The sequence below is a fragment of the Pseudaminobacter soli (ex Li et al. 2025) genome (assembly GCF_029892515.1).
Lineage (GTDB): Bacteria > Pseudomonadota > Alphaproteobacteria > Rhizobiales > Rhizobiaceae > Pseudaminobacter > Pseudaminobacter soli_A.
Window position 1 is genome coordinate 178,238 of the sequence record NZ_JARXVF010000002.1, and the last position, 26,893, is coordinate 205,130.

Genomic DNA, 26,893 nt, shown 5'->3' on the forward strand with positions numbered 1-26,893 from the left:
ATATCGACAACTCGCATTTTGGCACTCGGCCAAGCGCGACACTGTATTCCGATTTGAACGGAAACCTCATGGCCACCGGAACAGTAAAGTTTTTCAACTCCACCAAAGGCTTTGGCTTTATCACCCCGGATGAGGGCGGCCCGGACGTTTTCGTCCACATTTCGGCCGTCGAACGCGCCGGCATGCGTACCCTCGTCGAGGGCCAGAAGCTTTCATTCGAAGTGGTGCGCGACCCCCGCAAGGGAAAGATCTCGGCGGACAACCTTCAGGCGGTATGACGCAATAGCGCTTCCGGTCTTGGACCGCGTGTTTGTTGGCCGTCTGGCCATCAGCAAAAGGTCGGGAGGTTCCCGGCCTTTTTTCCTTACCCCTCGCGAGTTGTCGGAGCGTTACAGCGGCCGTATTCATATGCGCACTCTTGCGAACTGGCGCTCCGCTCGCAGGGGACCGCCGTTCATGCGACTAGGTGGTGCTGTCCTGTATGAGCTCACCGCAATCGAGCAGTGGGAGCGGGACAGCATCATAAGCGCCGCCCAGCCGACGAAGACCTGCTAACGAGGTTTTGGAGGCGTCCACTCCATATCCGGCGCTCCGGGCCCTCGCGGCGACGTTGACCAAAAGAAAAGCCCCAGCTTTCGCTGGGGCTAGAGGTCACCGAGGGAGTGCAGGTCAGAAGTGTATGTGATCCCACAGGGGATTTCGCTCAGAAATACGTAATCGGTCTGCCGTGGCATTCTATTGCATTTCTGATTCGTCTTTCATGGGTCATGTATATCTGAAATTTGGCGTGACATTCAAGTCGAACATAGTTAAATATTTTATTGCCTGAACAGCAAATTTTCCAATGCAGCTCGTCTCGTCCCTCCACGAGGCGGGCTATTCTATATTCTACGTAGCATGTATTCGGTAAAAGCTTGGTTGGTTCTTTCTATTTACGTGGGGTTTTGGGCATTGTTACCGCTCGCGCAAGTTCGTCTTTACAAAAATCGCTCAGGCCGCCAAGGGCGGTCTTCAGGCAAACCTCGAACCGTCCCCCTCCACGCTCGACCTGCCCACACTGTTGCTTAAGGTAGTCACCGCACTCTGGGTGCAGCCGGCGAACCTTGGCGAACTTTGCAAGCTGCATTAGGCATCGATCTGAGACCTCGTGGAGATGCTCCCTCATGCAGAGGCGGAGGCGATCGTTTCCCGGTTGAACATTTGGACACAGCGTCCTGAGGTCTGCTCCGCAAGGTCCCAATTTTTCTTGCGCCGTCGCACTAGATGACAACAACATCAAGGTGGCGCCAATCGTCAGAATGATCTTCACCATGGAAGGTCCTCCCGCCGCCGTTTGCCCAGTCGAAGGAAACCCTTCCACATGGCTTTTACGGAACTCATGGCATGCTACTGCAACACAGGGTTGGAAAACGGGTAGGGGTGGCTATCGTTCCGGCTTATGAAGGCCACTGGCAAACGCGCTGGTGTCGCCATCGCGACAGCCGCGCGCCTTGCAGGTCGTCTCCCGCTCGATTTCATCGAGATAAAGAAACGCATTACCGAACAGATGCGCGTTGAAGCCGTCATGGAAGGCATCGAAGCCAAGCGCTAGACCTATCGGTGGATTGGTAAAGTCAGTTACGCTTAAGCAGAAGGCGCGGGCTTTACTGCGCAAGTGAAAGAAATGAGTCCTGTGAAAAGCGGGCATTTCAGCCTGGCGAGGTCGCTGCAAGTTCGCGAATCAAATAAATACTAAGTCGGCCTAACTCCACGACCGGTCACGGAACACGCCCTGATACGGGCGGGGCGCATCCCGCGTTCCGGTCATCCGGGGACCATCCCGGCGGAGGACACGAACATGGTTGCATGTTCATGGCCCAAGTCCGTGCACGTCACCTGGTACGTGCGTGTACGGTTCGGACGAATTGAGTTTGTCCGAGAGCACTGCCAAGCAGCGACAAGCAGCCGTTCCGCTGACGATCGGAATCTCGTTAGCCCCGACTCAATTTGCAGTCATGACCCGTTGACGACTTCGGTCGTCCGCACGGCGACTAGCGGTCTTGCGCCCGCTGCATGGCCATCCTGTGTCCGGACATAGACGTCGGCTTCGGGCCAATTCGGGTGCTCAGCCAAGCTCAGAGGCGCTTAGACGGCAGCCGGCGCGACAAGAGCGTTGTCCGCCGGCTGAGGCGGCTAGGGTCCTAGAAGCCCATTGTGAAGCCGACGGTGCCCTTGAGGCTGCGGCTACCCTCGAAGCTGGTGGCGGCGAGCGCCTCGCCATGCAGCGCATATTTGCCGCCCGCCCAGCCGTAGGCGCCACCGAGGCCAAGCTCGGCGCCGAAGCGCTGCGGCTTAGTGACTGTATTCAATATGTTGGTGCTGACGGTGTCGTCCGGTCGTCGGCACTCGGCCAGCTCGGAACAACTCGGCGGAACGAAGGGCTCAATTGACCTGGTGCCCATGACTGCAAAGGTCGTCTGTAGAACTGTCGCGCCATGGCAAGTGACCGACGGGCTGTTTGTGATGTGACAGCCCGGCCGCACGGCGCATAGTACTTGGTGCAACCACAGGTACTGGAGGTTTGACCGAGACACCACCAGGGAGGTATCGATGACCAAGCTCCTCGTGCCATTTGTCACGGCGCTATTCTTAGGGTTGTCCTCGCTTCTTTCTCATGCAGACCCAGCCGCAGATGTGAAGGCCAGTTATGCGGCCTGGGATCAAGCCTTTAACAAAGGGGACGCCAAGGCGCTTGCGGCCCTCTACGCGGACGATGCGCTGTTCCTTCCAGCTACCCAAGACGTGATCATTGGCCGACCGGGTATCGAGAAATTCTTCGCTTCCCTGTTCGCCATGGGCGTCAAGGCCCACAAGCTGGACCTGATCCAGGCGTCTGGAGACGACAAGCTGATGTTCGGCGTCGCCAAATGGTCGGCGGACGGCAAGGACAAGGCTGGAAAGGATCAGCCGTGGGGCGGCGTCGCCACCCACATCTTCGAGCGCCAGCCGGATGGCAGCATGAAGCTCAAGGTGCACACGTTCAACTGAGCCGGATCACAGCCAAGGATCGATTTCGGGTTGGGGGCTAGTGCCGAAGGGCTAGGCCCGCACCCGACCTCGATGGGAAAGATGCATCACAAGTACAAGCGGGGTTTGCCCACTACAGGTGGCCGAGTCAACCGCTTGTCACTGCCTTTGCGACGACGAGTCGTGGGCGTCAGATCGTGGCCGGCATCAACGAGGCGATGCGATCGCGCAGCCCTCACGCTTGAGACTACCAACAACACTATGAGGCGGCTCGGGGAGTGCCCTTAGCCGCCTCATCGTTGCTCGCACAAGTCGAATGGCTATTTGCGCTTTTTGGTGTCCGACTTGATGAGCATCAGCAGCCTGACCACTTCATAAAACAGCTCGTTTATGGCTTGCAGCCAGGCTCGCGCTCGACCCATCCGGACAATCCTTGTCGACAAAGTCGAAGCCAAGCATGCTTCTTGTGCTTGCGCATCGGACGTTTGGGGGAGAAATTAAGCGCAATCGTCTTGGGTGGCGTGCCGCGACGAGCCGGCTAAACGGCCGCGGCAGCGGAGGGCATAGTCATGACCAGCCTTCTGTCGGAGCGAAGGTTCTCCCCACTGATCGGAACGATCTACGATTGCACCCTCGATCCCTCACGCTGGGATGCGACGCTTGCCGACGTAAAGGATGTGTTCGATGGCGAGTCCATCATACTTTCCTTGAACGACATGCGTTCGGATCGGCTGCTGATCGACAGAAGCGTCGGCTGGATGCCCGAATGGCGGGAGCGCCGGGACCGTCATCTGACGGAAATCCATGCACGGGTTTCGGAATGGTTGGCCGTCGCGCCGTCGCTCGACGCCCCATTCATAGCCTCGCGCCATCTCCCTGCGGACAATGCCGTCGTGTCTCCCTACGCGAAGGATGTGCTCGTCCCACTGGGCATCGCCGATGTGATGCATCTGTTCCTCATGCAGACGCCGACGCATGTCTCCGAACTGGTCATCATGCATCATCAGCGATATGGCGTCGCGACCGAGCGGGAAATCGAACTCGCCGCGCTGCTCCTGCCGCATTTGCGACGGGCCGTCACCATCAGTCAGGTGCTTGAAGCCAAAACCATAGAGCACCGGCGGCTCGCGGACGCGCTGGACGCGCTATCCTGTGGTGTAGTGCTGACCGACAAGCGCGGCACCGTACTGCATCCCAACCGCGCCGCCGAGCAAATGTTGTGCCCAGGCGGCCCGCTGCAAAGTGACGGTGGCGTCTTACGCGCTCGCCATCCGGCCGCCGCGCGGGAGTTGCGGGCAGCGATCCTGCATGCAGCGGAGGATGAAACCGCTATCGGTGCGACCGGTCTTGCCGTCCGCCTCACCGCGTCCGACGACCAGCCGATGTTGGCTCATGTGCTGCCGATGGCCGGCAGTGATCGGCGCCGGGAGATGCATCCGGACGCCGTCGCAGCAATCTTCGTCGGCCAACCGCCGGATGAACGGGAAGCAGCCAAGGCACTCGCCACTGCCTTCCAACTCACTCACGCGGAAACGCGCTTTCTTGCCAACCTCCTGTCCGGAAAGACCCTTGCGGAAGTGGCGACGCACCTCGACATTGCGCCTTCCACGGCCAAGACACATCTTGGCAACGTCTTTGCCAAGACCGGCACCTGCCGTCAGGCTGACCTGATGCGGCTGGCCATGCAAATGCTGCCCCGGGCGAGGTAGAGCAGCCAATTTTCTATGGTCTTTACAGACATCGCCCACCGCGAGTCTGCTCTTGCCGACAGGCTAAGACAGGTCTGCCCCGACATCTTTGGCCTAACCCGCCCAACTTGCTCGCCACGCCCGCTCTGTTACAGAAAGGCCATGTCCGCTGATGCCCGGAAATTGTCCCGGTGGAACGTCGCCCAAAACTGATTGCGCCTGTAGCGGCCGACCAGGCGCTGATACAGCGGAAATGGCAACAGGATGAGGCGTCCATAGCCGGCCACCAGCGCTTCGACCAGTCGCGAACCGAGCGCTCGCCCCAGCCCGTACCAGCACACGGAACCGATCGTCGACCCGACCGTCGTGGCGACCACCATGGCCGCGAGGCCGGAGCCGTCGCTCGCGGCCATGCCCAGCACCATCAGCAGGATATAGGAGGGCATGATGGGGACGAACTTTTCCGCGACGGCCAGGCAGGTGACACCAGTGACGCCGAAGCCGAGCATGGCGATGATGGCGGAAGACATCTCCATGGCCTGCTCACAACGCTGACGGCAAAAGGGATCGGTGCCGCATAATCCGATAGACCGATGCCGGTGGCAGGTTACGCATCGTCCAGCCGGTACGATCGAGAATTGCCCGCGGGACCGGGCAACGCGGACCATAGGTGATCTGATAGAAGGCCCCGCCCGGAACCATGCAGGCGAAAGCACCGCTGAGAATGGCCGAAGCCTTGTCCGCAGGCATCGCGAGGATGCCCAGCCCGCTGATCACCGCGCCGACCGTCGCGCCGGCGTAGAGGCCGGCTGCCGTCAGTTCCGCCGCGTCCATGTGGAGCACCCGGGCGAGCGGAAAGCGGCGAGCCAGCAGGCGGGCGAAGGTCGCATCATATTCCACCAATGTGATGTTCTGCTCCGGCACGCCCCGCTCGAGCAGAGCCTGGGTGAAGGGGCCCGTTCCGGGGCCGAGTTCGAGAATTGGCCCGGTTCCGGGCGTGATGTCCTGGGTCATTAGGGAGGCCACCGCGCTGCCGGAGGGGGCGACGGCCGCCACGCGAAGCGGGTTGCTGATCCAAGCCCGGAAGAATGCCAGAGCATCAGAGACCGACATCGCGGCCTCCCTTGATCGAAGGTTGCTCGGCCGGAACGATGCCCTGCGGGGTGGGCTGGTCGATGAATTGCGATAACATTCTCAGGTCATCCACGGCATGAGGACTGTCACCCATTCGCTATGAACGGGCGATCGAACGGCCCCGCGGCTTCCAATGGTTCGCGGGGCGGCCAGATCGATCGTGTAACTGTGTCCCACGCACGGATTGCGGGAGCCTGTCACGCAGCGCTTCAATGGGAAGGCGGGGCCGAACCGCTGAAGTCGTTGGGAATGGCCGATCCTATCTCCGCCAACCTCGTGACTTGCTTCCTGGAGTGGACCCTCACGGATCGCTTTGAATGAAATCCACCCTTCCAGATGGTCTCGACTGGGTCAGGTTCTGGCAAACGTCTGCTTTTCGGCCGCGAGAAGAGACGGCATGACGATCTTGTTCGCAAAGGCGAGGAAGGGCGCACGCAGCCCCTTCGAACCGGAAACCTAGCCAACTCGCACGAAGCCCATATTGTCACCGATGACGGTCGTCGGCCCAATCGGCAGCGGCTCGGGGTTGCTGATGCCAAGCTCGACGAATTCGAGCTTGTCGTTCCATGCCTTCCTGAGAAAATCCGAGAAGGCATGAATGGTCAGTTGTTCGCCGGGACACCGCCGGTAACCGAACCCGAAAGGCGCAAAGCCCGCATAGTCACACACCGGAAGCGGCTTACCGTCGACTTTCCCAAACACAGTCCCGAAGGCACTGTTTTCCATCGAGCCTTTGCGGCCGTCCTTCAGATCGAAGCCCGTCTTGTCGAACGGGCATTTCGCAAAGCCCATGGAAAGCGTCTTGGCTTCATCGATGTCCTGGCTGGTTGGTTGGTGCTCGTAGCGAGACGGGTCGAAATCGGTCGGATTCTTCCAGTGTACCGGGTCTTTGCTCGTGGATGTATGCGGGGTCACGATGTAGCCATGTCGCTCGTAATATGGCGGCCTGGTTTCCGTGAGTGCGGAAATGCTGCCGCCATTGGGCGAGATGGTGCGGAACAGTTCCATCGTGAAGCGCTCCAGCGGCGTGAACGGAGCCCCGTTGGCGTTGTCGAAGTCGCCCTCCATGGTTGTCTTGAACCACGACTTGGCTTCCGGGTCCCCGGTGCCAGTGCCGAGCTTTAACATGATGTTGTAAAGCATGTTTCCCCACTGGCTGAAGGCCACGAAGTTGTGGAAACACTCGAAAACGACGTCCTTGGAAGCGAAATACTCTCCGTCTCCGGCATTCTTGATCCAGTACCAGGCAAAGGTCTTGTCCGGGTTCTGGATCTTTCCTCCCTTCAAGTCGGAAATCTTCTCGTCGATCCAGGCCTTGAGGTACCCCAGGTTCGAGTGAACGATCATGTAGTTGTCGTAGACGATGCGTTGTGTCGGGTCGCGATAGGCAAGGACCGTGTTGAAGCTGTTGCCGATCTGGCGGATGCGATCCGGGATCTGATCGTGCGACAGGCCGAGATGAAGGTCCCAATAGAGGTCCCAATAAGCCTCGAGATAGGGCCGCATCAGCGGCTTCCCGGCATTCCCGTCCGACAGGAGCTTGTCGAAAAATGCCGCGACTTTCCCGCCATATTTCTCGTTGTAGAGATCGGGGGTCACGGCCGACATGTAGATGCGCTTTCTGCGATTGTCCGGACCGCGCTTCTCAAGCCCCTGCAGGAACACCGTCACCCCGTGCTCGGGAGCCGGTCGCCAGGTTTCGCTCAGCAAGCCCCAGAGATCGTAGGGAAGCGCATTTTCCTTGGTGAGGGCGACCCCGATCATGGGAAGCATCGGCTCTTCCCCTTGATAGGTGCTCACGAGGAAATACGGGACGATAACGTTCTCGAAATAGCCCGGGTCGAAAGCGCTGGCAAATTGGGCTCGCAGGCGAGCCGCAGCCGAAGCGGCATCGGCCGGCGACAAGGGCTGGCCAGCCGCTGGCGGTGATTGTGGATGGGCAATATTCGGGGACAGCGCAGCAGCGGCGGCGGTTGCCCCGCCGGTCAGGAACGTACGCCTTTTCATGATCGGCTCCTCTGGGGCGAGTGGTCGCTTCGAAAACCTGCCAAGTGCCATCACAGAACTAGGCTGGCCTCTCGGTCCGACAAGCCACAGCCGCGCTAGCCTCTACCTGCTTCTGAAGACCAGCAACCGACACCAGGGCCATGATCGTGCCGTTCGTGCTCCGCGGCATCGACGGCTGCTCTCGCGAGCGCGACCTCCAGCATGGTTCCCCGCGATGTCTGCTTCCGGCGGAGCCAAAGATCACTCACTGGACGAGATGCGCCGGACGGGGTCGACGGTGGAAGGTCTGCTTGCTAGCAAAATCTCCCCGTAACGGACCGACAGCTTCCGGCCCAAGGCTGCCAGTCTGCAACGCGCCCATCTCGATCGTTGAGACCAACTTCGCCGCTTCCTGAAACCGGACATAATGGGGCCACGCTCGGCCCGCTTCGGTCTCCGTAGCGGGCCATTTTTCTTCACAGCACCAGCGACCGCCGCAGCACCTCGAAACCGCGCCTTGCATCTAAAATCGCACGAGTTCGACGCGGCGGTTTCGTGCGCGGCCTTCCGACGTGGCGTTGTCGGCCAACGCCTTGTCCGCACCAAAGCCAGCGGACTTCAGCCGTTCAGGAGCGACGCCCTTGGTGACGAGCGCCTCAACCATGCTTTGCGCTCGCTGTAGCGACAGTTTGCGATTCGACCCGGCACTTCCGATGTCGTCGGTGTGGCCTTCGATCGACAGGCGCAGCGCCGGATCGGTCCGGAGCAGGGCCAGCACCTGGTCGATGACCGGCGTTGCATCTGGTTTTAGCGTCGCCTTGGCGAAGTCAAAATTGACGTGGAGCGAAACGCGGCCGTCTTTGTCGAGTGCGGTCCGTAACTCGTCAGCCCGGGGCGGTGTGATCGAAGCCTGGAACGGCTTTTCCTCAATCACCGTCAGCTCGATGTCGGCCTCTTGGCTGAACAGCTTGAGCCAGAACACCTGGCCTTCGTGGACGAAGCGCGCATAGGTCCATTGATGGTCGCTGTGCAGCACCTCGCCGCCGAGCTTCTTCACCGCCATCCGATAGTTCGCATGGATGTCTGCGTCGCTCGCTGGCTTGCTGCGGTCGGCGGCTTCGTAGCGAACGAAGAAGCGCGCGCCGTTTACGTCGATGTCGCGCACGTCGCCGTCATCGCCGTCGATGCTGATCGTGGCCTCATCGAAACTGCGCCGCTCGGGTGGGCCGGCGACGTAGTCGGGCATATGCCCGAGCAGGCGATGGTCGGACGGCCCCGGCGCAGTCAGCACAAAGTCCGCCTCCTGCTGCTGCACGACGGTGACCTCGATGGAAGTTTCCTGGCTCCAGATGTGGAACCAGGTCGTGGCGCCGTTCTTCGTCAACTTCGCCGTAGTGTTGTTGCGGTCGCTGTTGAGCACGGTCGCGCCGAGCGCGCGCATTTGCGTGCGGTAGTTCTCCTGGATTTCCAGGTCGCTCATCAGCCTGTCGTCGTTCTTCGGCACATACCTGGCGTGGCACTGGCGCCCGGCGATGTCGTCCCAGCGCGCGCCGCCGTCGGTATCCTCGACTGGAAACTGATGAACGTCGTGAATGCGCAACTGCACGCCATCCTCGTCCAGCCGATACAACGGCAGCGCGCCGAGCGGCGCACAAGTAGTCTGTGCCGCCTGAGCCGATGTTGCGGCCAAACAAAGTGCGAACAGCCCGATTGCTCGGCGCATGTTTGAATTCGACATATTGCCCCCATGTAATACTTGAAGCGCACCTAACCCCCTCCCGGAGGAATCCGGGGTCCTGCGGCTACAGTGGAATTGTCGCCCGTATCGGCAGGGCGACCAGTTCGGCCCAGCGATGGGTGCGTGTTTTCTGGAACAGGTTCCGTAAGCGAAACTTACAATAGGAGTGTCAGAACCAGAGGGATACGAGCAGGCCGAGGCGCGAGCAGGAGGGGCGACTGACCCCACCTGTCACGCCATTCGGTGATCAGATCCCCAGTGTCCCGGCTTTCGCGGCGGCGAAACGCTCGGAAACCCTCTTCCAGTTCACCGCATTCCACCACGCCTTCAAGTAGTCCGCCCGGCGGTTCTGATAGTTGAGATAATAGGCGTGCTCCCAGACATCGTTGCCCATCAGCACACGCTTGCCGTCCATCAGCGGCGTATCCTGGTTAGGGCGGGCCTCGATGGCAAGCTTGCCTTCCTTGGTGACCGTTACGAACACCCAGCCGGAGCCGAACTGTCGCGTGCCGGCGGTGTTGAAGTCGTTTTGAAACTTCTCCATGCCGCCAAGGTCGCGCTCGATCGCGGCCAGCACCTCGCCCTCCGGTTTGCCACCGTTGGGACCCATGATCTGCCAGAACATGCTGTGGTTGGCGTGACCGCCGAGATTGTTGCGTATGGTCGCCCGAATTGTTTCATCGAGCGACGAGAGATTGGAGAGCACGGTTTCGATCGGCGTCGTGGCGATCTGCGGATGGGTTTTGGCGACGACATTCACCGCCGTTACATAGGCCGCGTGGTGCTTGCCGTGGTGCAGTTCCATGGTTTTCGCATCGATATGCGGCTCGAGCGCGATCACGGGATAGCTCAACGGGGGGACTGTGAAGGGGCCGGTCGATGCCGGCGCCGGGGTTGTCGCCTGCGCGAAGACGACCTTTGGAGCGGCGGCCATCGCCACAAGACTGCTTGCGGCAAGAACGAGGCGGCGACGTGAAAGCATTGGCATGTATATCTCCATTTTTGGCAGGCAGGCGTGACGCGCGAAGCGTGCATCTGGGCAATGGTCTGCGCCACATGCAGGCTTATGCCGGTTTCGATGCCGACCACGGCTTGGGAGCGGGAAACGATTCTGCCCAGTTCATGCGGAGCAATACGGGGAACGCCCACGAGTATCTTGGGCGATACCGTATGCCTTTTTGCACCGAGCGAACTGACAGTCGGCTGGACAATTGCACAGCCCTCATCCTGAGAAGCGCAACGAGCGCGCCTTGAAGAATTTGAGCCGTGAAAGCCTCCAAACGGGCTCTGACACGCCGCTCTGTTCTACGAGGAGAGTCGCCTGATCTCCGAAGGCGTGACATTGAAGCGCTGGCGAAACGCGCGGCTGAACGAGGACAAATCGGAGAAACCGACATCGTAGGCGATTCCAGTGATCGTACTGGGAGCCTCGCCGCGTTCCTGAAGAAGACGGAAGGCGAGATCGAGCCTGCAATCGCGAACGAAATCGGTAAAGGTCGTCCCTTCGCTCGCGAACAAGTGCTGGATGTAGCGCGGCGACACGCCCTGGCGCCGCGCGACAGCGTCGATGTGGAGCCCTGGGTTGGACAATCTATCGCGAATATCCCTCTGAACGAGCTTCAACCGTGCTGCCGCGTTGCTGCGCTCATTGCGCTCAGCGCCGCCACGGACGAAGCCGTCGAGAACCAGTGCCGTAAGGTCGTAGACATGACGGGATGCGACCTCACCAGCCTTAATCGAACACGGTGGATGGCGGCGCAGCGTTTCGACATAAGCCGCCAGCAGCGGTACACCACCAGCCGTCGACGGTACTACATAGCACGCCTCCATATCGATCCTGGGGACGAGGCCGGCAAGTAATCGACGGTCGAGCGTGACGATATCGAAGGAGGAGGGTTTGCCGTGCCAGCATTCATGGAAAATCCCCTCATTCACCAGCACGAGGTCGCCTGGGGCGATCCTGACCGGCGCCTTGCCCTCGACTGAAATCTCGCGCTCATCGTTCTGGATCATCCAAATATAATTCTCGCGCCCGTCCTGCAGCAAGTCGCGCGCCCGCACACCGTGCATCGGGGTGAACAGGCCGCGGGCAACGACCAGACCGCCGGGCAGCGACATTGCCTCCAAGTCGACGCGAATATTGCCAGGGTCGGCCGGAAAGAAACGGCGTCCGCTGATTTGGCGTGCCACGAAATCATGCACGAATGCCAGTTGCTGTCGCTGCGGAATGCTTTCCGTGGACAGTAGCTGTATCGGAAATGGGATGGCGCTCACCTAAGCTTCCTATCGCCTCGCCTGTTCAAAAGGCATTCAACCGCTTCAAACAATATTGCGGCGCAGGACCGGTTCTACGCCTTCTGGGAGGACTTTTACAGCAAGCGGCACGCGATTTGCTTTGCTGAGGGCGAATGTAATTTCACATGAGGCGAACAGATAATGCCTGCACAGCGGCCATTGCGAGTTCGGTACGCATGCAGCGTACGCGCTGACTAGCAGCATGACGGACGCGACAAGATATCTCTGCCTCCGGCGAAGCGTAGCGTGACGGCAGCGGTTGGGGCGATGCGTTAGCGCGCGTTTGGAGGCTTTCACGGCTCAAATTTTTCAAGGCGCGCTCGTTGCGCTTCTCAGGATGAGGGCTGTGCAATTGTCCAGCCGACTGTCAGTTCGCTCGGTGCAAAAAGGCATTCGGTATCGCCCAAGATACTCGTGGGCGTTCCCCGTATTGCTCCGCATGAACTGGGCAGAATCGTTGGCCCGTGTCTTTGGGGATATCATTATGAAAAATTGCATTATCGCTTCGGCACTTCTCGTCGCCAGCATTACCGGCGCCAAAGCCGCCGACGTCGTTGTTCAGGAACCTGTTGCCGCCTACAACTGGTCGGGTATCTATGTCGGTGGCCAGATCGGCTATGTGGCCGGGGGAAAGGTCAATCACGCGTATGATATCGCCCAATACGGTGAAGACAGCCAGTGGAACTACCGGCTGAATCCGAAGGGTGGGTTTGGCGGAGTTTTCGGCGGCTACAACTACCAACTTGATGGTGGTGTCGTTCTCGGCGTCGAAGGCGACCTCGTCTGGGGCAACGTCAAAGCCGACGGTGCCAATGTCTCGGCGACATCCTTCATGAGCAATACAAAGCTCGACTGGATTGGCACCGCTCGGGCGCGGGTTGGGTATGCGTTTGACCGGTTCATGCCTTACATAGCCGGTGGTCTCTCCGTTGCTCGCTTCCGTTTTGGAGAGGTCAATGTCGATCACTCGGACTTTCCGAGCACCGGTGCCAGCACTGCCTCGGGCACCATGACCGGATGGACGATAGGTGCAGGTGCGGAATACGCTGTGACGGAAAATTGGACAGTACGCGGCGAGTATCGTTACACCCAGTATGGGAAGAAGGACTTCACCGCGACCCCAGAATCTAATTCCTGGGAGGATCCGTGGACTGCCCGAGTTCGCACACACGATGTCCGCTTGGGTGTAGCCTACAAGTTCTGATCTGCATCACCAAACGATCTCCGGTCCGGGCGAAAGCCGGGGCATCATTCAGTGAGCTGCAAAAGACCCGGCGTCGGCGGGCCGACGCCGCCGTTCCTGCGAACCAGTCCGACGACATGTCTCCGCGCCCTGGCTTTGCGTTGGCAAAATGGGTCTGGCATCGCAAAGCGCGATACGGCATGAGTGAAAGTATGACCGCTTGCTACTGAGTTCGCCCCAAAGCGGACCGACCACTTCCGGCCCCAAGCGGTCATTGACGCCATGATTTGAAGGGGATACCTCGAAAAATTCTGCCAGTTCCGCGATCAGGTGGCGCGGACGCTGCGTCATGCAACCCGCCTCACCGGGCCCCCACGTGCTACAAGCGCAAAGGCTCAGCTTACGAGAGGGATAGCAAAGGCGCAGCGCAAGCCTTCGGGCTGCCATAGAAACTCGACCTCACCGCCAAGAGCATTGTTGACCATCCGCCTGATCAGGCCCGAGCCAAAGCCCGTTCTGGGCGGTACGGCTGTGGTGAGACCACCTTGCTCACTCCAGACCACAGATAGCTGTGGCCGGTCCGCGTCCGCTGCAGTCGACCAAGTTACCCGCAATTGGCCATCCTCACAGGCCAGGGACCCGTACTTGGCCGAATTAGTCGTCAATTCATGAAACATGAGCGTGAGCGGTATGAGCATTGACTGCGGCACTATGACGTCTGGGCCCTCAAGCATAATTCGCTTGTCTTGCTTCACCTCAAAGGGGCCTGTTTCGGTAAGCAGCAAATCCGCAAGCGATACTCCCCGGCCACTGTCCTTGATCAGTAGATCATGTGTCGCAGAGAGCGCCCCCAAGCGCGAAACAAGGCGCTCCGCAAAGCTTTGAACGTCCGTCTCCTCACGCGCCGTCTGACGGGCGAGCGCCTGTACTACAGCGAGATTGTTTCGGATTCTGTGGTGCATCTCCCGCACGATCTCACGCTTGCGCTCATCTTCCTGACGCTGCTCGGTAACGTCGAGTGCAACACCATCCAGTTCGATCGGCTGCCCCAGCGCATCCCGTGTCGTGTGGACCGACAGTTCCAACCAACGCACCGAACCATCTGGTCGGATAATGCGATAACTCGATTTGGATGTTCCCGCTTGGGCAGTAATCGTCTCCGCCAATGCTGCCTCGGCAAGGCCGCGATCGTCAGGGTGTACAATCGCCAGCCACTCTGCAAAGTCCATGCTGGTTTGCGTGACAGGTAGACCAACCATCGTGGCGAAGGCTGGTGACCATCTCCCGCGATCCTCCTTGAGGTCATACGAGACGGAGCCGAGACGGCCAGCCTCAAGAGCGGCATGCAACCGACGATCAGCTTCCTTTGCGTCTTTCAGCATCTGATCCGTCCGCACTATCATGGCTTGCAAGATTCCGCCAACGAGGACCATCGCGGCGCCAAAGAAGCAGAACAGCGCCAGATTGAGCACACTAGCAGTCGTGCCGATCTGGAAGGGGTGGATAGGGTCAATAAACAGAACCCAAGCCGAAGCAGCAGACAGTAAAAGAGCGAGTGCCCCAGGGCCTCCACCACCAAGAACAGACGCCAGAAAAACGGCCAGAAACACAGTGACAAAGGGAGAAACATTGACTTCTAGAAGTCCGATGCCAACGCGAATGAGAACGGCTACGAGTACACATCCAACAGCAAACGCATAGGCCAATGCTCGATTGGCGATAAAGTTGGCGTGATAGGTTCGGATCAACTGGCCCGCAACATCGTGTTTCCATTCCTGCATGAACCACCCCCTCCCTAGCGCCACCCGCAGCCACGTCAGCACGGTTTGTGTTGAACGCGCAAGGGGACAGGCAACGCGCGAAATTGTCCGGCATATCCGCCATGCCATGGCGCGGCCACACCAGACTACCTGATCCTGATCTGTTGCCACGATCCTCGCCGGCGCGGTGCGAGCTGTCCAAGACGACCCCCAGAGATGGATAGATTAACCGGGCTCCACCAGGCCGCTGGCCGCGATAGGTCACAGCAGCCTCCCTGCCGCCGGCTATGGTCTCCAGATGAGGGGCGATTCCTGTGGATTTGCGTGCGGTGAAGCCTTGTCCGCAACTCGAGGGTGACCGATCCTGACCACGGGCATTGTTGGGTACGGAGCACCGTGCATGGGGATGAGGCGTTTCCACAAACCAGTGCGCATTCAAATTGGTCGAATTGATCGCGACCGCATTGTGTGCGGCACGGAAGATGCCGCCAAAATTCTGCTGCGCGCTTGGCCGTCTACCCACAATGAAAAAAGGCAAGCGGCCATGAGAGCTTGCCTTGAGGTCCTCAAGGGCCAGAAGCCTCCCAGCGTCGCTCGGAGGGCATTCATCGAAGCCGCACAGGAGGCCCGCGTTCTTCTCGACGAGGACACTCGCGCCTGATCTCATGCCGTCACGGAACCGCTTCAGGATCGCGCCCCAAGTCAGCCATAGAGAGCGCTTGGCCGCGGCCTGAAAGCAGACGCTCCAGAAGCCTGGAGAAACCGTTGAGTGTCATCTCTCGTGACACGTGGTGCGCTGGGAGGCTCACAGCGGTATCTTTACTCCGCCGCGAACGTCGACGGTGAAGGCGTCGCCGCTGTCGTGCCCGGCTTCCGCCCCGAGGAAGAAGCTTGAGTGAAATTACGCTAGTCAACCAAGCCCAATAGCTCCACGTGCAGCCGGCGAACGAATGCACCTACTAGCCGTCAGACGTAAGAAGATATTTTGTCGGACGCGGGCCGGGCGACATCACCCATTGTCGCAGGTATTGCTGCGCTGACTTCATCTGGAATGATCTCGTCGCCAAAGCGGCGGCGCATAAGGCGGGCCAAGCCTACAATCACGTTTTCCTTCGCCTCGTGGGGGCGAAAAAGGCGCGCGCTTATGTAGTAGCTCCAGAGCACTGCTGCGCGGGCATATTTTCGCGGGCTAAGTGCAAGGTGAATGCGAACGGGCAAAGACGGCGCAGTCTCGTTTGGATTGGCATAAAGAAGCCTGTAGGGACCTTTGCTTATCGGGCTTTTGGTCAGCGATTCAAGTTCACGGTCCTTCGCCTCGAAGTTGCCCGAAGCCAACAGAACCTGGCAAATGCACGAAGTAATGTAGCGTTCGAATACAGACCCAGGCTTGCACAAGGGCCGTGCGCGGTGAAGCAATTCAAGCGCGCCATCGAAATCTCCCGCGAAGCCGCGCAAACGCCCAAGTATTGAGAGAGCGTCGGCCAGTGCCGTCGATCTGGCAAACGCCTCCTCCGCGATTTCCAACGCCAGCACTTGGTGGGCCGGCCCCATGAAACTGAGAACATGTGCCGCAGACAGCGCATTCTGGGGATCATCCAGCAGGTCGGGCAGAACCTCAAGGATGAGTCCCTCCAGATCAGCTTGATCGCGTTCGCGGGGATCCTCGTTGGCCAGAAAGCGCCAACCATCGATGATGTAGCCAGTATAAATGTTGACCGCCAGCATCAGTCGCGTAGCGGGGGGTGCATTCCCATTACGAATTAACTGGCGCAACCGCACATCATTCTTGCGCCAGATAGAAGACGACGGGAACGCTTCTCCCTTCAGTTTGGCTATTTCGCTGTGCAATCCGGCAGCGCTGTCGTCGGCAAACAGCTCGCCAGCCTCGACCAATCTAACGGCCAAGGGTGCCTCATCTGAGGCGCCTGGGCCCGTTCGGTCGACCTGGAATTGCCAAAGTGCGGAAAGGTGACTTTCGGCCAACGAGTTGACGTCGATGTCGTGGCAGCTATCGCGCCGCACAAGGATGACCTTTGTGTTCTCCCTGCTTTGGAGACAAGAAACACATTCCCTCCTGCCGCCAGATACGATGAAAGTCAGATTGATCCGAAAGGTGAAACCAGCTTCGGTTTTATCGGGTCTGACGGACACGACGCGCCCGACGGGCAGTTGCTTCCTGAGGGCCTGCGCAACCGCTTCGGCAAACTCGATGTCGTGGCTGTCAGCGCTCTTCTGCCCGATTGTGACAATGGGGCCCACAACGACGTAGCTTTCCGCCAGAGGACCTGTTTGCACGGAATGGGGGCCAACCCAAACATATCCTTCGCCATACCGAGTGCCGATGAATTTCGGGTTCTTGGCCGAGTCCCGAATCTTGCTTCTAAGTCGATTTATGAAGAAATCCACGTTGCGGTCCGAAGAGTCGGATCCGACCTGTGAAACAGCGTCCAGCAGTTGTTCACGACTTCGCAGCATTCCGGCATGGGCGATCAGATCCGCGAGCAACAGTCGTTCTGCTCGCGTGAACTTTATCATTTTGCCGTCGTCGCCATGAGCATATGAATAGTCTGGCGCGAAAGTCAGGTTTTGGTAATTGACACCCACCATTTGCTGGCACCAAGCCGGAATTACCTAGTGCGTGTCTACAGCAAAGCAAATGTGGAATCGAGAAAAATGAAGTACACCTGATGTACCAAAAATGACGTCTCTTGGACGGAGTGCTCCATCGTGCTCAACGCGTCCCATGCCGAGCTTAGGGGCAAACCATTTAGCATCTGGCAGGCCCGTCATATCAGCTATTTGCCGCAACTACTTCGCCGCACCGGATATGATGCAACTTGATTGGATTCCGTTCCAATCAGAGGCGGTGCTTTTTGCGTTCGATACTTCGGCTTTCCCGCGACCCGACGTGAGAAGGAAAATTACCGCCCCAACTCGCCGAGGCGGGCTTCGTTTCTGAAAGATTCAGGCTCAACCCAATCGATGTCCGACACGCCGACCATTGCGGTCTTTGCTTGCTCTCGATGTCTTCTTCTTTCTCGATCAAGCTCCCGGTTCTCTTCTGGCAAGACGTACAACTGCCGGCTTGACCCACCCGTCTGGCGACAGCAGCATCCAATCGGCCGCGGCCCATATCAGGCAACAAGTCATAAAGCTCAGAGACAACAGCAGTTCCTGCATGTTTTCCAGCAGCGCAAGCTCCCGCCAGAGCGCAGCCGCGCCTACAAGGACCGCTGGCACACGGCTTACCAGGACCAGATCCTTGCAGAAATCGGCCACGCGCGATTGGGCAAAGGAACCTTGCCTCGTTGCCGTGCCACCCAAGGCAGCGCCGAATTTCCCCGTTGCGTGTAGTAAACCGGCCGAAGCGGCAAGCCACGGATTGCCCATGATGACCAATCCGATCCCGAGAAGGATTGCGCCGATGCCAGAAAGCACATCGCCTTGTCGATTGAGCTTGGGATCGGGTGGCGCACCGTTTGACCAGGCCCTGGTGTAGAGGAGGCCGCCCCAGAAAAACACTGATGTGGCGCCGGTTAACGCGGCCGCCGCCGGACTGCCCACAACATGGGCAATGACGCGGCCCCACACAGTGGCCCCGTCATCGCGGGAAGCATCCGCTGCAAGTGCGACGCCAAGCCCGACGATGAAGCCCAGTGAATTACCCAAATTGTAGAGCATGCCGGGATCCCGCATGCGGCTCTCGATCCGCTGACGAGCTCTACTATCAGTCATCGGAACACCGCCTGGTCACATGTAGTAAGGAGGGGGTTGCACGCGACGGGCTTCCACTAGCAGAAGCGGAGGGCGGCGCGGGGCACCTCATCGTGCCGTTTGTCCAGTGACGTTGCTGGCATATTGCGCGCCAGTGGCGCCGCCGATCTGCCTGTCGCTGATCTCCAGTACAAGCTTGCGCCGAAGCGCAATTGCATATTCTTCCGGCTTGCGCGGCGCGATCACAAAGGCTCCCGCCCCCGTCATGACGTTGTTTTCCAAATATCCCGGCAGGTCATCAGTTATTCCGGGCTCGCCCCGCGAAACCGCAATGCCGTTGACGATGTAGCCGACCTCGAATGCTCGCGTCCGACTGTCGATGAGCGGTAGCCCGTCATTGTTGGTGCCGTTCGTGGAAACGTCGATGACCTTGCGCCCCGCGTGGCCGGGGTATCTGTCGAGCAGCAATCTGCCGGCGTCGATGGCGAACGAAAGCGAGGTTCTGCCGCCCCCCTTCGCTCGATGCCGTCGCTTCCACGTTTAAGGATGAGGCGCGCCGCATTGCTGGCATCTTCGGCGCCGCATAGTCTCGTCCAGGGGAGGATGACGGCCAGCTCCCCAACGCTCGACCATTCGACATAGGCGATCGCGACGCATCCGATCGGACCGCTTGCAATGGCTTTGGCGACCTCGGCGGATCGTAGTGCCTCGACATGACCGTTGAGCTGCAACTGAGCCGTACCGGGGCCGATAGAGGAGGACTTGTCTACGGCGAAGATAACCGCCGTGTCCACCGCGTCGCCCTCGATGGCAAATGCCGCGTCGAGCGAGAACGCTACCGAGTGCAAGGCCACGATTGCGACAGCAAGTGAGCCGCAAAAGGCGCCCCTTTTTCGAGCAAAAAATTTCCGCCCGGCTGAACATATGCTCAACGCGGCCGGGCGTGAGCGTACTTCGATGGCGAGGGCCGAGTTTGCCATATACATGCGAGAGTCTCCGGTTCGGGAAATCGGCTTTGGCTTCAGGCACGGATCGCGTCCGGTCATCGCTCGTCGAAATCGAGCGGCGGCCGGCCCTTTTGGCGCTGGTCCCAACTGGAAGGCGCCCGCATCAGCATCAACAGCCTGATGGCATCGTGAAGCGCTTCGGAGATCTCTCTCAGCCAAAAGCGTATCATTTTGCGCTCCCTCGCCACACGCTGTCTTGCCAATGTTGACATGACTGTACCTTCCGGCAGGAGACTTAAGCCTCGCTCCGCCGAACGCGTTACAGATATGCTCTTCCAGCATCTGTGATGGTTATGGAGTGATTGTTGTGAAAATATTTGAGCTTGATAAAATAAAGCCTTGCCAAGGAGGAATGAGCCAGTTGAGGCAGAATTTATTCGTACTTCTTCTTGCGGCGGCGTGAAGAGGAATGCGGACGACGCGCTTCGTCGTGGTGCCGCGTTTACGGGGCCAGCACTGATCTTGTTGCGCGGCTGGTTGGCTCCTTAGGGCTCTGCCGTGCTCATCGATTGTCCGCATTCGAAGCATTCGACACCAAAGCGGACGGTCCACTTCCGGCCCAAGGCTGTCAGTCAGCATCGCGCCCCTGAGCGGTCATTCCTGATGCTTCCCTGGCTCAGGCAAGCGGACGTTCAGCACAACAAGCGCGCATGGCCCGATCCGGCCGTTCTCACGGTAAGTTTCCACCCAATGACAGGCAATAATGGCGATCCGCTCGTTGAAAGACCGCCGTTCCGCCCTAGAATTTCGAGACCAGTCTTCGTCCTAGTACAGGCGCGAGGATTCCCCCGACGGGTCGCGAAGGCCGTACTACGGCTACGGACTATAGGGCGACGGGCAGTGCGGTTATTGCCCCTATCCCTCCTGCTACTGAAGCGGTACGCCGACTCGGCGCCGCTGATAGGAAGGAGAAGGTGCGGGCGCCCGACCGATGATGGCGGCGCTGGCATCGCGCCAGGTCGACTATCGTTCCAGATGCCATATGCGGAAAAGCTCGCAAACACTGACTATGCTGGCTTGAAGGCGCAATGAGCAAATTGATCCACTCTGTAGGCGCAATCGACCGGCGGGAGCGAAATCTGCCTAACCGCGCGACAGGGCATCGACGCAATTTCGCCGTTGCCAGCATTTGGAAAGGTGCGTTCAGGGAGGCGAAACCATGAAAAGCCTAAAGCGAGATGTTTTCTGTGCCATTGCGCTGGTTTTGATGGCGCTCACGACACACGCGGACCCACTCACAACAATGGACGAGGTTGGAGCGACCATCATGTCGTGCTGGAAACCACCGGCCGGCGTTAAAAAGTCCACCGTTACGCTGAGCTTCAGCCTCAAGAGCGATGGAGCACTAATTGGTCCGCCACAGGTCAAGTTCATCAAGGTCGCTGGCGACGAGAAGGTACGTCAGCAGTTTGTCGATGCTGCCTTGGACGCCGTGGACCGATGCACACCCGTTGAACTGTCGCCCGCCTTGGCCACGGAGATTGGGGGTCAACCATTTACGATGGAATTTACGTCAGCCGATAACGCTAAAACCATCTCGCCCGAGGACTAGCCTGGAGACCGCGGTACGGTTCGACTAACAAGCCCAATGCTTCCCAATGCGCTTCTCCACAGGTGCAATCGGAAGGCTCCTGCTGAAGTCGAAGGTGGATGGCAGCTCCAGCTCGTTCCATTCCGAAAGCCGCCGGTCCCCTGTCTGCTTGTCAGGCGGCTATGCGCCTCATGTCGGCCGTAGGGGGAAGTTTTGCCGTTGCCCGAAAGCAGCCATCACCAGAATACGCTGTAGGTCGCGGTTGTACGCGGGCGACGAGCCTCTCCGGAGTCGTGCGCGACCGTGGGCTCGCTATTCAGAGGAACGCCCATCCAGTTCGAAATCGCCGAGCAGACTCGGATTGCGTTCAAGTTGTCTCGATCGAATACCGCTTTTGTGCATTGCCTTGCCTGGCAGCCAGATCCGGGAAACGAGTTTTGAGTTCCGGCGGGATTACGCCCGCGCCATGCATGTTGACGAGATGAACAGACAGTCCCAACAACACGTTCTTCTGGTGGTGCCGGCGGGCAAACTGGCGTGCCGAGATCCTGTACAGGTACATGAGCATGCGTTGCCCCTGGGTCATGGTCACAGCCGCCAGAACCGGCTTGAGCACCGCCGGGACAAGGCGGGCCTTGGGTGGCAGGAAGAACAGGCCGACCCTGAGCCGGCTGGCCGGGTCAAGCGCATGAAGCTCGGCCGTCAATTGGGCGATATCGCCGCGACGGTCCGCGGCAAGCAAGGCGGTCCCCTTGATGACCAGAAGATAGATATGGAACTGCGATCCGGCCTTGCTGAGCTCAATTGCCCTGTCGTAGAGCTCGATCGCACGCTCGATATCGCCCTGGCTGGCGTGGATTTGCCCCTTCATGGCAAAGGCCGCAGCAAAGGCGGTACTCGTCAGGAAGGCTTCGTCGGTGAGCCTGCACGCCAGTTGCAGATGGCCTCGGTCGAGGAAGCGCAGCACTTTTGCGATTCCCATGAGCAGCATGGGCTTGCCCCCGGCTTGCGGCAGCGCTCCCAGCACCAGCCGTTCCATCTCATCCTCGATGGCCAGCCATTCGGCATCCGTGAGGGGCGGTGTCTCCGGCATGAAAGGCGCCAGGACCAATTGGGCGTAGCGGTTGAGCGCGCGCAGAACAGCAATGGTGGGATCATCGGGATTGGCGGCATGACCCTCTGCGAGCCTGGGCGCATTTTCGCGCCAGCTTTCGCAACCAGCCGAGACTAGTAGGGCCGCGTCGTGCAAACGCAAATGCAATGGCCGATCGGTCGGCTCCGGGGGCTGGCCGTCGGGCAAGGCCGCGTGGGCCCAGATCGACTGGACCAGTGATTGAGCGAAGACTTCCAGATCCGCAGTACGCGACGGGCCTGGCAAGGTGATCCGGAAGGGCGCAATCGGCGAGTTGGTTCCACCATCCCTGAGAACCAGCGCCATATGAACCTGCTCCTCGTCGGACAGCAGGCTCACTTCCAGGCTATGGCCAATGGTGCCTGCCGCGCCTTGCTCGAACCGCCACTGCGGCATGCACAGAACCTTACGCTCGTCCCCGAGCGCAGATCCAACATGCTTCGCAAGGCGCTCGACGATCGCCCCGAGCGGGCCCGCGTCCTGTGCGAGACCATAAACAGGGCCGATCAGCATGAAGGCCGAGACGGTTTCGGCCGCGACCGCGTCGGCGACCCACAGATAGCCCTCGCCATACTGCGTCGCGATGAAACGAGGAGCGCGGGCATTGTCTCCCAGCCGCTTGCGCAGGCGGTTGACCAGATAGTCGACATTGCGTTCGCCGAGCTCGCCAGCGAGGTCGCCCAGGCCTTCCAGCAATTGCGCTCGGGTAATCAGTTTGTGTGGCTGGCGGCTCAAGTGCAGGATCAGAGCCCGCTCCTGCCGGGTCAGTCGCAGGACCGTTCCGTCATCTCTCGTGGCGGAGAGCATGTCGGGCTGGAACATTAGATCGGCATAGCGCACGGATTGCATGGCTCTCCCGGCGGGTTGGCGGAGCAAGCCTTGGCGTCGTGCCGGCTCCTCCGGTTCTGTCGCAATCGGCTGGCGCCTGGTCAGGTCATCTCTAAAGGATGTCCAGTAATAGTCATCATGCATGACTTAGGAAAAATGTCTTGGCATTTTGAAGAAAATAAATCGCAGAAAACGACATCAAAACATCTCGACCAAATATTGGTGCGAGAATGTTTTGTTATGGCTGCCTCGGACGGAAATGGTGCAGGCACCTACGCAGCCGGGGGGAAGTATATGAATCGACCATTTGAGGCCAGCCGCCGGCAGGCTGCACACGGCGTGCTTGACGCAAGCGTTTCGGCAGATGCTCTCACGGTTGCGTTAAGCGTCCCGGCGGCGGCTCGGCATTGCCGAGCCTCGTATTTCTCCACCGCACTTGCCGCTATTTTCTGGGCGAGCGGCGGGTTCCAGCCAGCGCAGGCACAAACGGTGACGATCAACGGCGACGTGGATCCAGCCGGAGCTACATCGCCGATATGGAACGCCGGTGCCCTCCTCTATGTCGGCGAGTTCGGGGCCGGCACGCTGACCATCGCGGATGGTGGCAAGGTCACCAACGCATACGGTAAAATCGGCGTCAACGCCAGATCGACCGGCACGGTGACGGTCTCCAGCACGGACGCCATCGGCAACGCATCGACCTGGGCGAATTCCGACTCGCTTTCTGTCGGCGAGTTCGGTACCGGCACGCTGACCATCGAGGGCGGCGGCAAGGTCACCAACACGACTGGCTATATCGGCGCCTACGGCAGTTCGACGGGCACGGTAACGGTCTCTGGCGCAGACAGCGCGGGCAACGCCTCGACCTGGACGAATTCCGGCCTCCTTTCTGTCGGCAATTCCGGCACCGGCACGCTGGCCATCGCGGATGGTGGCAAGGTCACCAACACGATTGGCTATATCGGCAATGGCTCTCGCTCGACGGGCACGGTGACGGTCTCCGGCACGGATGCAGGCGGCAATGCCTCGACCTGGACGAATTTGGACAACCTCCTTGTCGGTGGCACCGGCACCGGCACGCTGACCGTCGCGGGTGGCGGCAGGGTCACCAACGCATACGGCTATATCGGCGCGTTCTCCGGCTCGACGGGCACGGTGACGGTCTCTGGCGCAGACAGCGGGGGCAACGCCTCGACCTGGACGAATTCCGGCCTCCTTTCTGTCGGCAATTCCGGCACCGGCACGCTGGCCATCGAGGCCGGCGGCAGGGTCACCAACACGATTGGCTATATCGGCAATGGCTCCAATTCGACGGGCACGGTAACGGTCTCCGGCACCGACGCCAGCGGCAACGCCTCGAGCTGGGCGAATTCCGGCGAGCTTTTTGTCGGCGTCTTCGGCATTGGCACGCTGACCGTCGCGGATGGCGGCAAGGTCAGCAACTCGACCGGCAATATCGGCTATGAGCGCGGCTCGACGGGCACGGTGACGGTCTCCGGTACGGACGCAAGCGGCAACGCCTCGACCTGGGTGAATTCCGACTACCTCTCTGTCGGCTCCGCTGGCACCGGCACGCTGACCATCGTGGACGGCGGCAAGGTCAGCAACACGAACGGCTATATCGGCGATGCCTCCGGCTCGACCGGCACGGTTACGGTCTCCGGTGCGGACGCGAGCGGCAACGGCTCCACCTGGACGAATTCCGGTATCCTTGCTGTCGGCGCTTCCGGAACCGGCACGCTGACCATTGCGGACGGCGGCAGGGTCACCAACACGAGTGGCTATATCGGCTTCGGCTCCAACTCGACGAACACCGTGACGGTTACCGGCACAGATGCGAGCGGCAACGCCTCGACTTGGGCGAATTCCGCCAACCTCTATGTCGGCTTCGTCGGCACAGGTACGCTCACCATCGCGGATGGTGGCATTGTCTCCGCCGACTTTGTTGGAGCGAGACTAGGCTGGAAGGCTGCTGCCAACGGCACGATCAACATCGGCGCGGCGGCGGGCGACGCAGCCGTCGCCGCCGGCACGCTGGAGGCGACGATGGTCCAGTTCGGCGACGGTGCCGGCACGATCGTCTTCAACCACAGCGGCGCCACCACCTTCGCGGCGCCGCTGCTCAGCAACGGCACGGGCACCCATGCCGTCGAACATTACGCCGGCACGACCACGCTGACCGGCCTCAGTTCCTTCTTTTCCGGTACGACGACGGTATCGGGCGGCAGCCTGATCGTCGGCCTGAACGGCATGGGCGCGCTCGGCGGATCGCTGACCGTTGGCGCGGGTGGCCTCCTCGGCGGTACCGGCAATCTCGGCTCGACCGGCTCGATCGTCACCATCGCGGCGGGTGCTGTGCATGCGCCAGGCAATTCCATCGGGGTCCAGCACGTGCTTGGTGATTACGTCAATCACGGCACGCTGCGCATCGAGGCGACCCCCAGCGAGGCCGACAGGATCGTCGTTGCCGGATCGGTCGACATCACGGGCGCAACCCTCGACTTGGTGCTGTCTCCGACGGCTGCGGCAAGCTTGAACGTCTTCAACGGCCCCTTCACCATCCTCGAAAAGCAGAGCGCCGGCGTTATCGTCGGGACCTTCGGCCCGGTGACCCAAAACCTGCTTTTTCTCGATGCTCTGCTCGACTATGCCGGGGGCGACGGCAACGACGTGACGCTAGAACTGCGCCGCAACGACCTGGCCTTCGCCAGCGTCGGCCGGACCCGCAACCAAAGCGCCACTGGCGGCGCCATCGGTACGCTCGACAACAGCCATGCTGTCTGGCGCTCGATCGCGCTCACTGCCTTCCCCGACACCGTGCGCCGGAGCTTTGATGCACTCTCGGGCGAAATCCACGCCTCGGCCAAGTCCGCGCTCATCGAGGACAGCCGTTTCGTGCGCAACGCCATCGACGAGCGTCTGCGCGCCGCCTTTGCCGCTCCGGGCACCTCGCACGCACCGGTGCTGGCCTATGGACCGGGCGACACGCCCGTCGCGGTTGCCCCCGACCACGCCGGCCCGGTGGTCTGGAGCTACGGCTTCGGTTCCTGGGGCTCGATCGACAGCGACGACAATGCCGCCAGCCTTGAACGCTCCACCGGCGGCCTGCTGATCGGCACCGATGGCCTGGTTGGCGACTGGCGGGTTGGTCTGCTGGCCGGCTACAGCCATTCCCGCTTCGACGTGAATGACCGCTTCTCTTCTGGTTCGAGCGACAACTATCATCTCGGTCTCTATGGCGGCACCGAATGGGGCAATTTGGCCTTCAGGAGCGGCCTTGCCTATACGTGGAACGATCTCTCCACCCGCCGCACTGTCGCCATTCCCGGCATCGCCGAGAGCCTCGCTGTCGGCTACCACGCCGGCACGCTGCAAGCCTTCGGCGAGGTCGGCTATGGCATCGAGGCCGGCCCAGCCCGCTTCGAGCCCTTTGCCAACCTCGCCCATGTCCGCCTGCACACCAATGGCTTTACCGAGAATGGCGGCGTGGCGGCGCTGTCCGGCTGCAGCGACACGACCGACACCACCTTCACCACGCTGGGCCTGCGTGCCGAGCACAAGCTTGGCTTCGGCACGGTCGACGCCACCCTGCGCGGCGTACTCGGCTGGCGGCATGCCTTCGGCGACACCACGCCCACGGCAACGCAGGCATTCTCGGCCGGCGACGCGTTCACCATAGCCGGCGTGCCGATCGCCAAGGACAGTGCGGTGATCGAGGCTGGGCTTGACCTCAAGCTGACCCCCGAGGCGAGCTTCGGCCTGTCTTATATCGGCCAGTTCGCCTCCGGCGCACGGGAAAACGGTTTCAAGGCAAACCTCGCGGTGAGGTTCTGAGGATGAGATGTCTTCCAGCATTACGCTCAACCGCGGCCTGCCTCTCGCCGCCATGCT

21 protein-coding genes and 1 pseudogene are annotated in these 26,893 nt (G+C 60.3%); 7 read left to right on the forward strand and 15 right to left on the reverse strand.

What is annotated here, in order from left to right; translation table 11 throughout:
- The first annotated feature begins 68 nt into the window (after positions 1–68).
- The gene (locus M2281_RS11625) at positions 69–278 is read left to right on the forward strand and encodes a cold-shock protein (RefSeq protein ID WP_280821329.1); all 210 of its coding nucleotides are present in this window, start codon (positions 69–71) and stop codon (positions 276–278) included.
- 1,145 nt (positions 279–1,423) lie between these two features.
- Here M2281_RS11625 and M2281_RS11630 read toward each other — a convergent pair.
- Both M2281_RS11630 and M2281_RS11635 read right to left on the reverse strand, forming a co-directional pair.
- The gene (locus M2281_RS11630) at positions 1,424–1,654 is read right to left on the reverse strand and encodes a hypothetical protein (RefSeq protein ID WP_280821330.1); all 231 of its coding nucleotides are present in this window, start codon (positions 1,652–1,654) and stop codon (positions 1,424–1,426) included.
- A gap of 526 nt (positions 1,655–2,180) precedes the next feature.
- Positions 2,181–2,348, reverse strand: coding sequence for a hypothetical protein (locus M2281_RS11635; RefSeq protein ID WP_280821331.1), 168 nt, complete (start codon positions 2,346–2,348; stop codon positions 2,181–2,183).
- 241 nt (positions 2,349–2,589) lie between these two features.
- Between M2281_RS11635 and M2281_RS11640 the strand changes: the two genes are divergently transcribed.
- Positions 2,590–3,027 (forward strand): YybH family protein, encoded by a 438-nt coding sequence (locus M2281_RS11640; RefSeq protein ID WP_280821332.1) that lies wholly within the window; start codon positions 2,590–2,592, stop codon positions 3,025–3,027.
- 695 nt (positions 3,028–3,722) lie between these two features.
- The gene (locus M2281_RS11645; RefSeq protein ID WP_280821842.1) at positions 3,723–4,715 is read left to right on the forward strand and encodes a helix-turn-helix transcriptional regulator; all 993 of its coding nucleotides are present in this window, start codon (positions 3,723–3,725) and stop codon (positions 4,713–4,715) included.
- Positions 4,716–4,843: 128 nt separating this feature from the next.
- Here M2281_RS11645 and M2281_RS11650 read toward each other — a convergent pair whose 3' ends face one another.
- The 6 genes from M2281_RS11650 to M2281_RS11675 form a co-directional block, all read right to left on the reverse strand.
- The gene (locus M2281_RS11650; protein WP_280821333.1) at positions 4,844–5,230 is read right to left on the reverse strand and encodes a DedA family protein; all 387 of its coding nucleotides are present in this window, start codon (positions 5,228–5,230) and stop codon (positions 4,844–4,846) included.
- Between the two features lie 7 nt (positions 5,231–5,237).
- Complete coding sequence (locus M2281_RS11655; protein ID WP_280821334.1) at positions 5,238–5,807, reverse strand: class I SAM-dependent methyltransferase; 570 nt, start codon at positions 5,805–5,807, stop codon at positions 5,238–5,240.
- Positions 5,808–6,284: 477 nt separating this feature from the next.
- Positions 6,285–7,835, reverse strand: coding sequence for a hypothetical protein (locus M2281_RS11660; RefSeq protein ID WP_280821335.1), 1,551 nt, complete (start codon positions 7,833–7,835; stop codon positions 6,285–6,287).
- 502 nt (positions 7,836–8,337) lie between these two features.
- Positions 8,338–9,420 carry an OmpA family protein gene (locus tag M2281_RS11665; RefSeq protein WP_280821336.1) on the reverse strand — a complete coding sequence of 361 codons (1,083 nt, stop codon included), beginning with the start codon at positions 9,418–9,420 and terminating at the stop codon, positions 8,338–8,340.
- Positions 9,421–9,799: 379 nt separating this feature from the next.
- Positions 9,800–10,540: a superoxide dismutase gene (locus M2281_RS11670; protein WP_280821337.1), complete on the reverse strand. Its 741-nt coding sequence runs from the start codon at positions 10,538–10,540 to the stop codon at positions 9,800–9,802.
- Between the two features lie 317 nt (positions 10,541–10,857).
- A complete protein-coding gene (locus tag M2281_RS11675) occupies positions 10,858–11,826 on the reverse strand; it encodes a helix-turn-helix transcriptional regulator (protein ID WP_280821338.1) in 969 nt (322 codons plus the stop codon).
- Between the two features lie 505 nt (positions 11,827–12,331).
- On the opposite strand from M2281_RS11675, the gene M2281_RS11680 reads away from it, so the two are divergent.
- A complete protein-coding gene (locus M2281_RS11680) occupies positions 12,332–13,051 on the forward strand; it encodes an outer membrane protein (protein ID WP_280821339.1) in 720 nt (239 codons plus the stop codon).
- Positions 13,052–13,425: 374 nt separating this feature from the next.
- On the opposite strand, the gene M2281_RS11685 is transcribed toward M2281_RS11680, so the two are convergent.
- Positions 13,426–14,811: a sensor histidine kinase gene (locus M2281_RS11685; RefSeq protein WP_280821340.1), complete on the reverse strand. Its 1,386-nt coding sequence runs from the start codon at positions 14,809–14,811 to the stop codon at positions 13,426–13,428.
- 385 nt (positions 14,812–15,196) lie between these two features.
- On the opposite strand from M2281_RS11685, the gene M2281_RS11690 reads away from it, so the two are divergent.
- The gene (locus tag M2281_RS11690) at positions 15,197–15,451 is read left to right on the forward strand and encodes a DUF982 domain-containing protein (RefSeq protein ID WP_280821843.1); all 255 of its coding nucleotides are present in this window, start codon (positions 15,197–15,199) and stop codon (positions 15,449–15,451) included.
- 305 nt (positions 15,452–15,756) lie between these two features.
- Here M2281_RS11690 and M2281_RS11695 read toward each other — a convergent pair whose 3' ends face one another.
- The 5 genes and pseudogenes from M2281_RS11695 to M2281_RS11715 all read right to left on the reverse strand — a co-directional run bounded on the left by M2281_RS11695 (position 15,757) and on the right by M2281_RS11715 (position 19,681).
- Positions 15,757–17,397: a helix-turn-helix domain-containing protein gene (locus tag M2281_RS11695; RefSeq protein ID WP_280821341.1), complete on the reverse strand. Its 1,641-nt coding sequence runs from the start codon at positions 17,395–17,397 to the stop codon at positions 15,757–15,759.
- Between the two features lie 435 nt (positions 17,398–17,832).
- Positions 17,833–18,471 carry a hypothetical protein gene (locus M2281_RS11700; protein ID WP_280821342.1) on the reverse strand — a complete coding sequence of 213 codons (639 nt, stop codon included), beginning with the start codon at positions 18,469–18,471 and terminating at the stop codon, positions 17,833–17,835.
- A 141-nt stretch (positions 18,472–18,612) separates the two neighbouring features.
- Entirely contained in the window at positions 18,613–18,972 is a 360-nt protein-coding gene (locus M2281_RS11705; protein ID WP_280821343.1) for a DUF1194 domain-containing protein, read from the reverse strand.
- A 128-nt stretch (positions 18,973–19,100) separates the two neighbouring features.
- Positions 19,101–19,550, reverse strand: a pseudogene (locus M2281_RS11710) (DUF1194 domain-containing protein); the annotation flags it as partial.
- The gene (locus tag M2281_RS11715; RefSeq protein ID WP_280821344.1) at positions 19,547–19,681 is read right to left on the reverse strand and encodes a hypothetical protein; all 135 of its coding nucleotides are present in this window, start codon (positions 19,679–19,681) and stop codon (positions 19,547–19,549) included. The gene M2281_RS11715 and the pseudogene M2281_RS11710, both read right to left, overlap by 4 nt.
- A gap of 989 nt (positions 19,682–20,670) precedes the next feature.
- Here M2281_RS11715 and M2281_RS11720 point away from each other — a divergent pair.
- Complete coding sequence (locus M2281_RS11720; RefSeq protein WP_280821345.1) at positions 20,671–21,063, forward strand: hypothetical protein; 393 nt, start codon at positions 20,671–20,673, stop codon at positions 21,061–21,063.
- A 346-nt stretch (positions 21,064–21,409) separates the two neighbouring features.
- Here M2281_RS11720 and M2281_RS11725 read toward each other — a convergent pair whose 3' ends face one another.
- Positions 21,410–23,023, reverse strand: coding sequence for a winged helix-turn-helix domain-containing protein (locus tag M2281_RS11725; RefSeq protein WP_280821346.1), 1,614 nt, complete (start codon positions 23,021–23,023; stop codon positions 21,410–21,412).
- A gap of 273 nt (positions 23,024–23,296) precedes the next feature.
- Between M2281_RS11725 and M2281_RS11730 the strand changes: the two genes are divergently transcribed.
- On the forward strand, positions 23,297–26,836 hold the full coding sequence (locus M2281_RS11730) for an autotransporter domain-containing protein (RefSeq protein WP_280821347.1): 3,540 nt from the start codon (positions 23,297–23,299) through the stop codon (positions 26,834–26,836).
- Positions 26,837–26,893 lie beyond the last annotated feature (57 nt).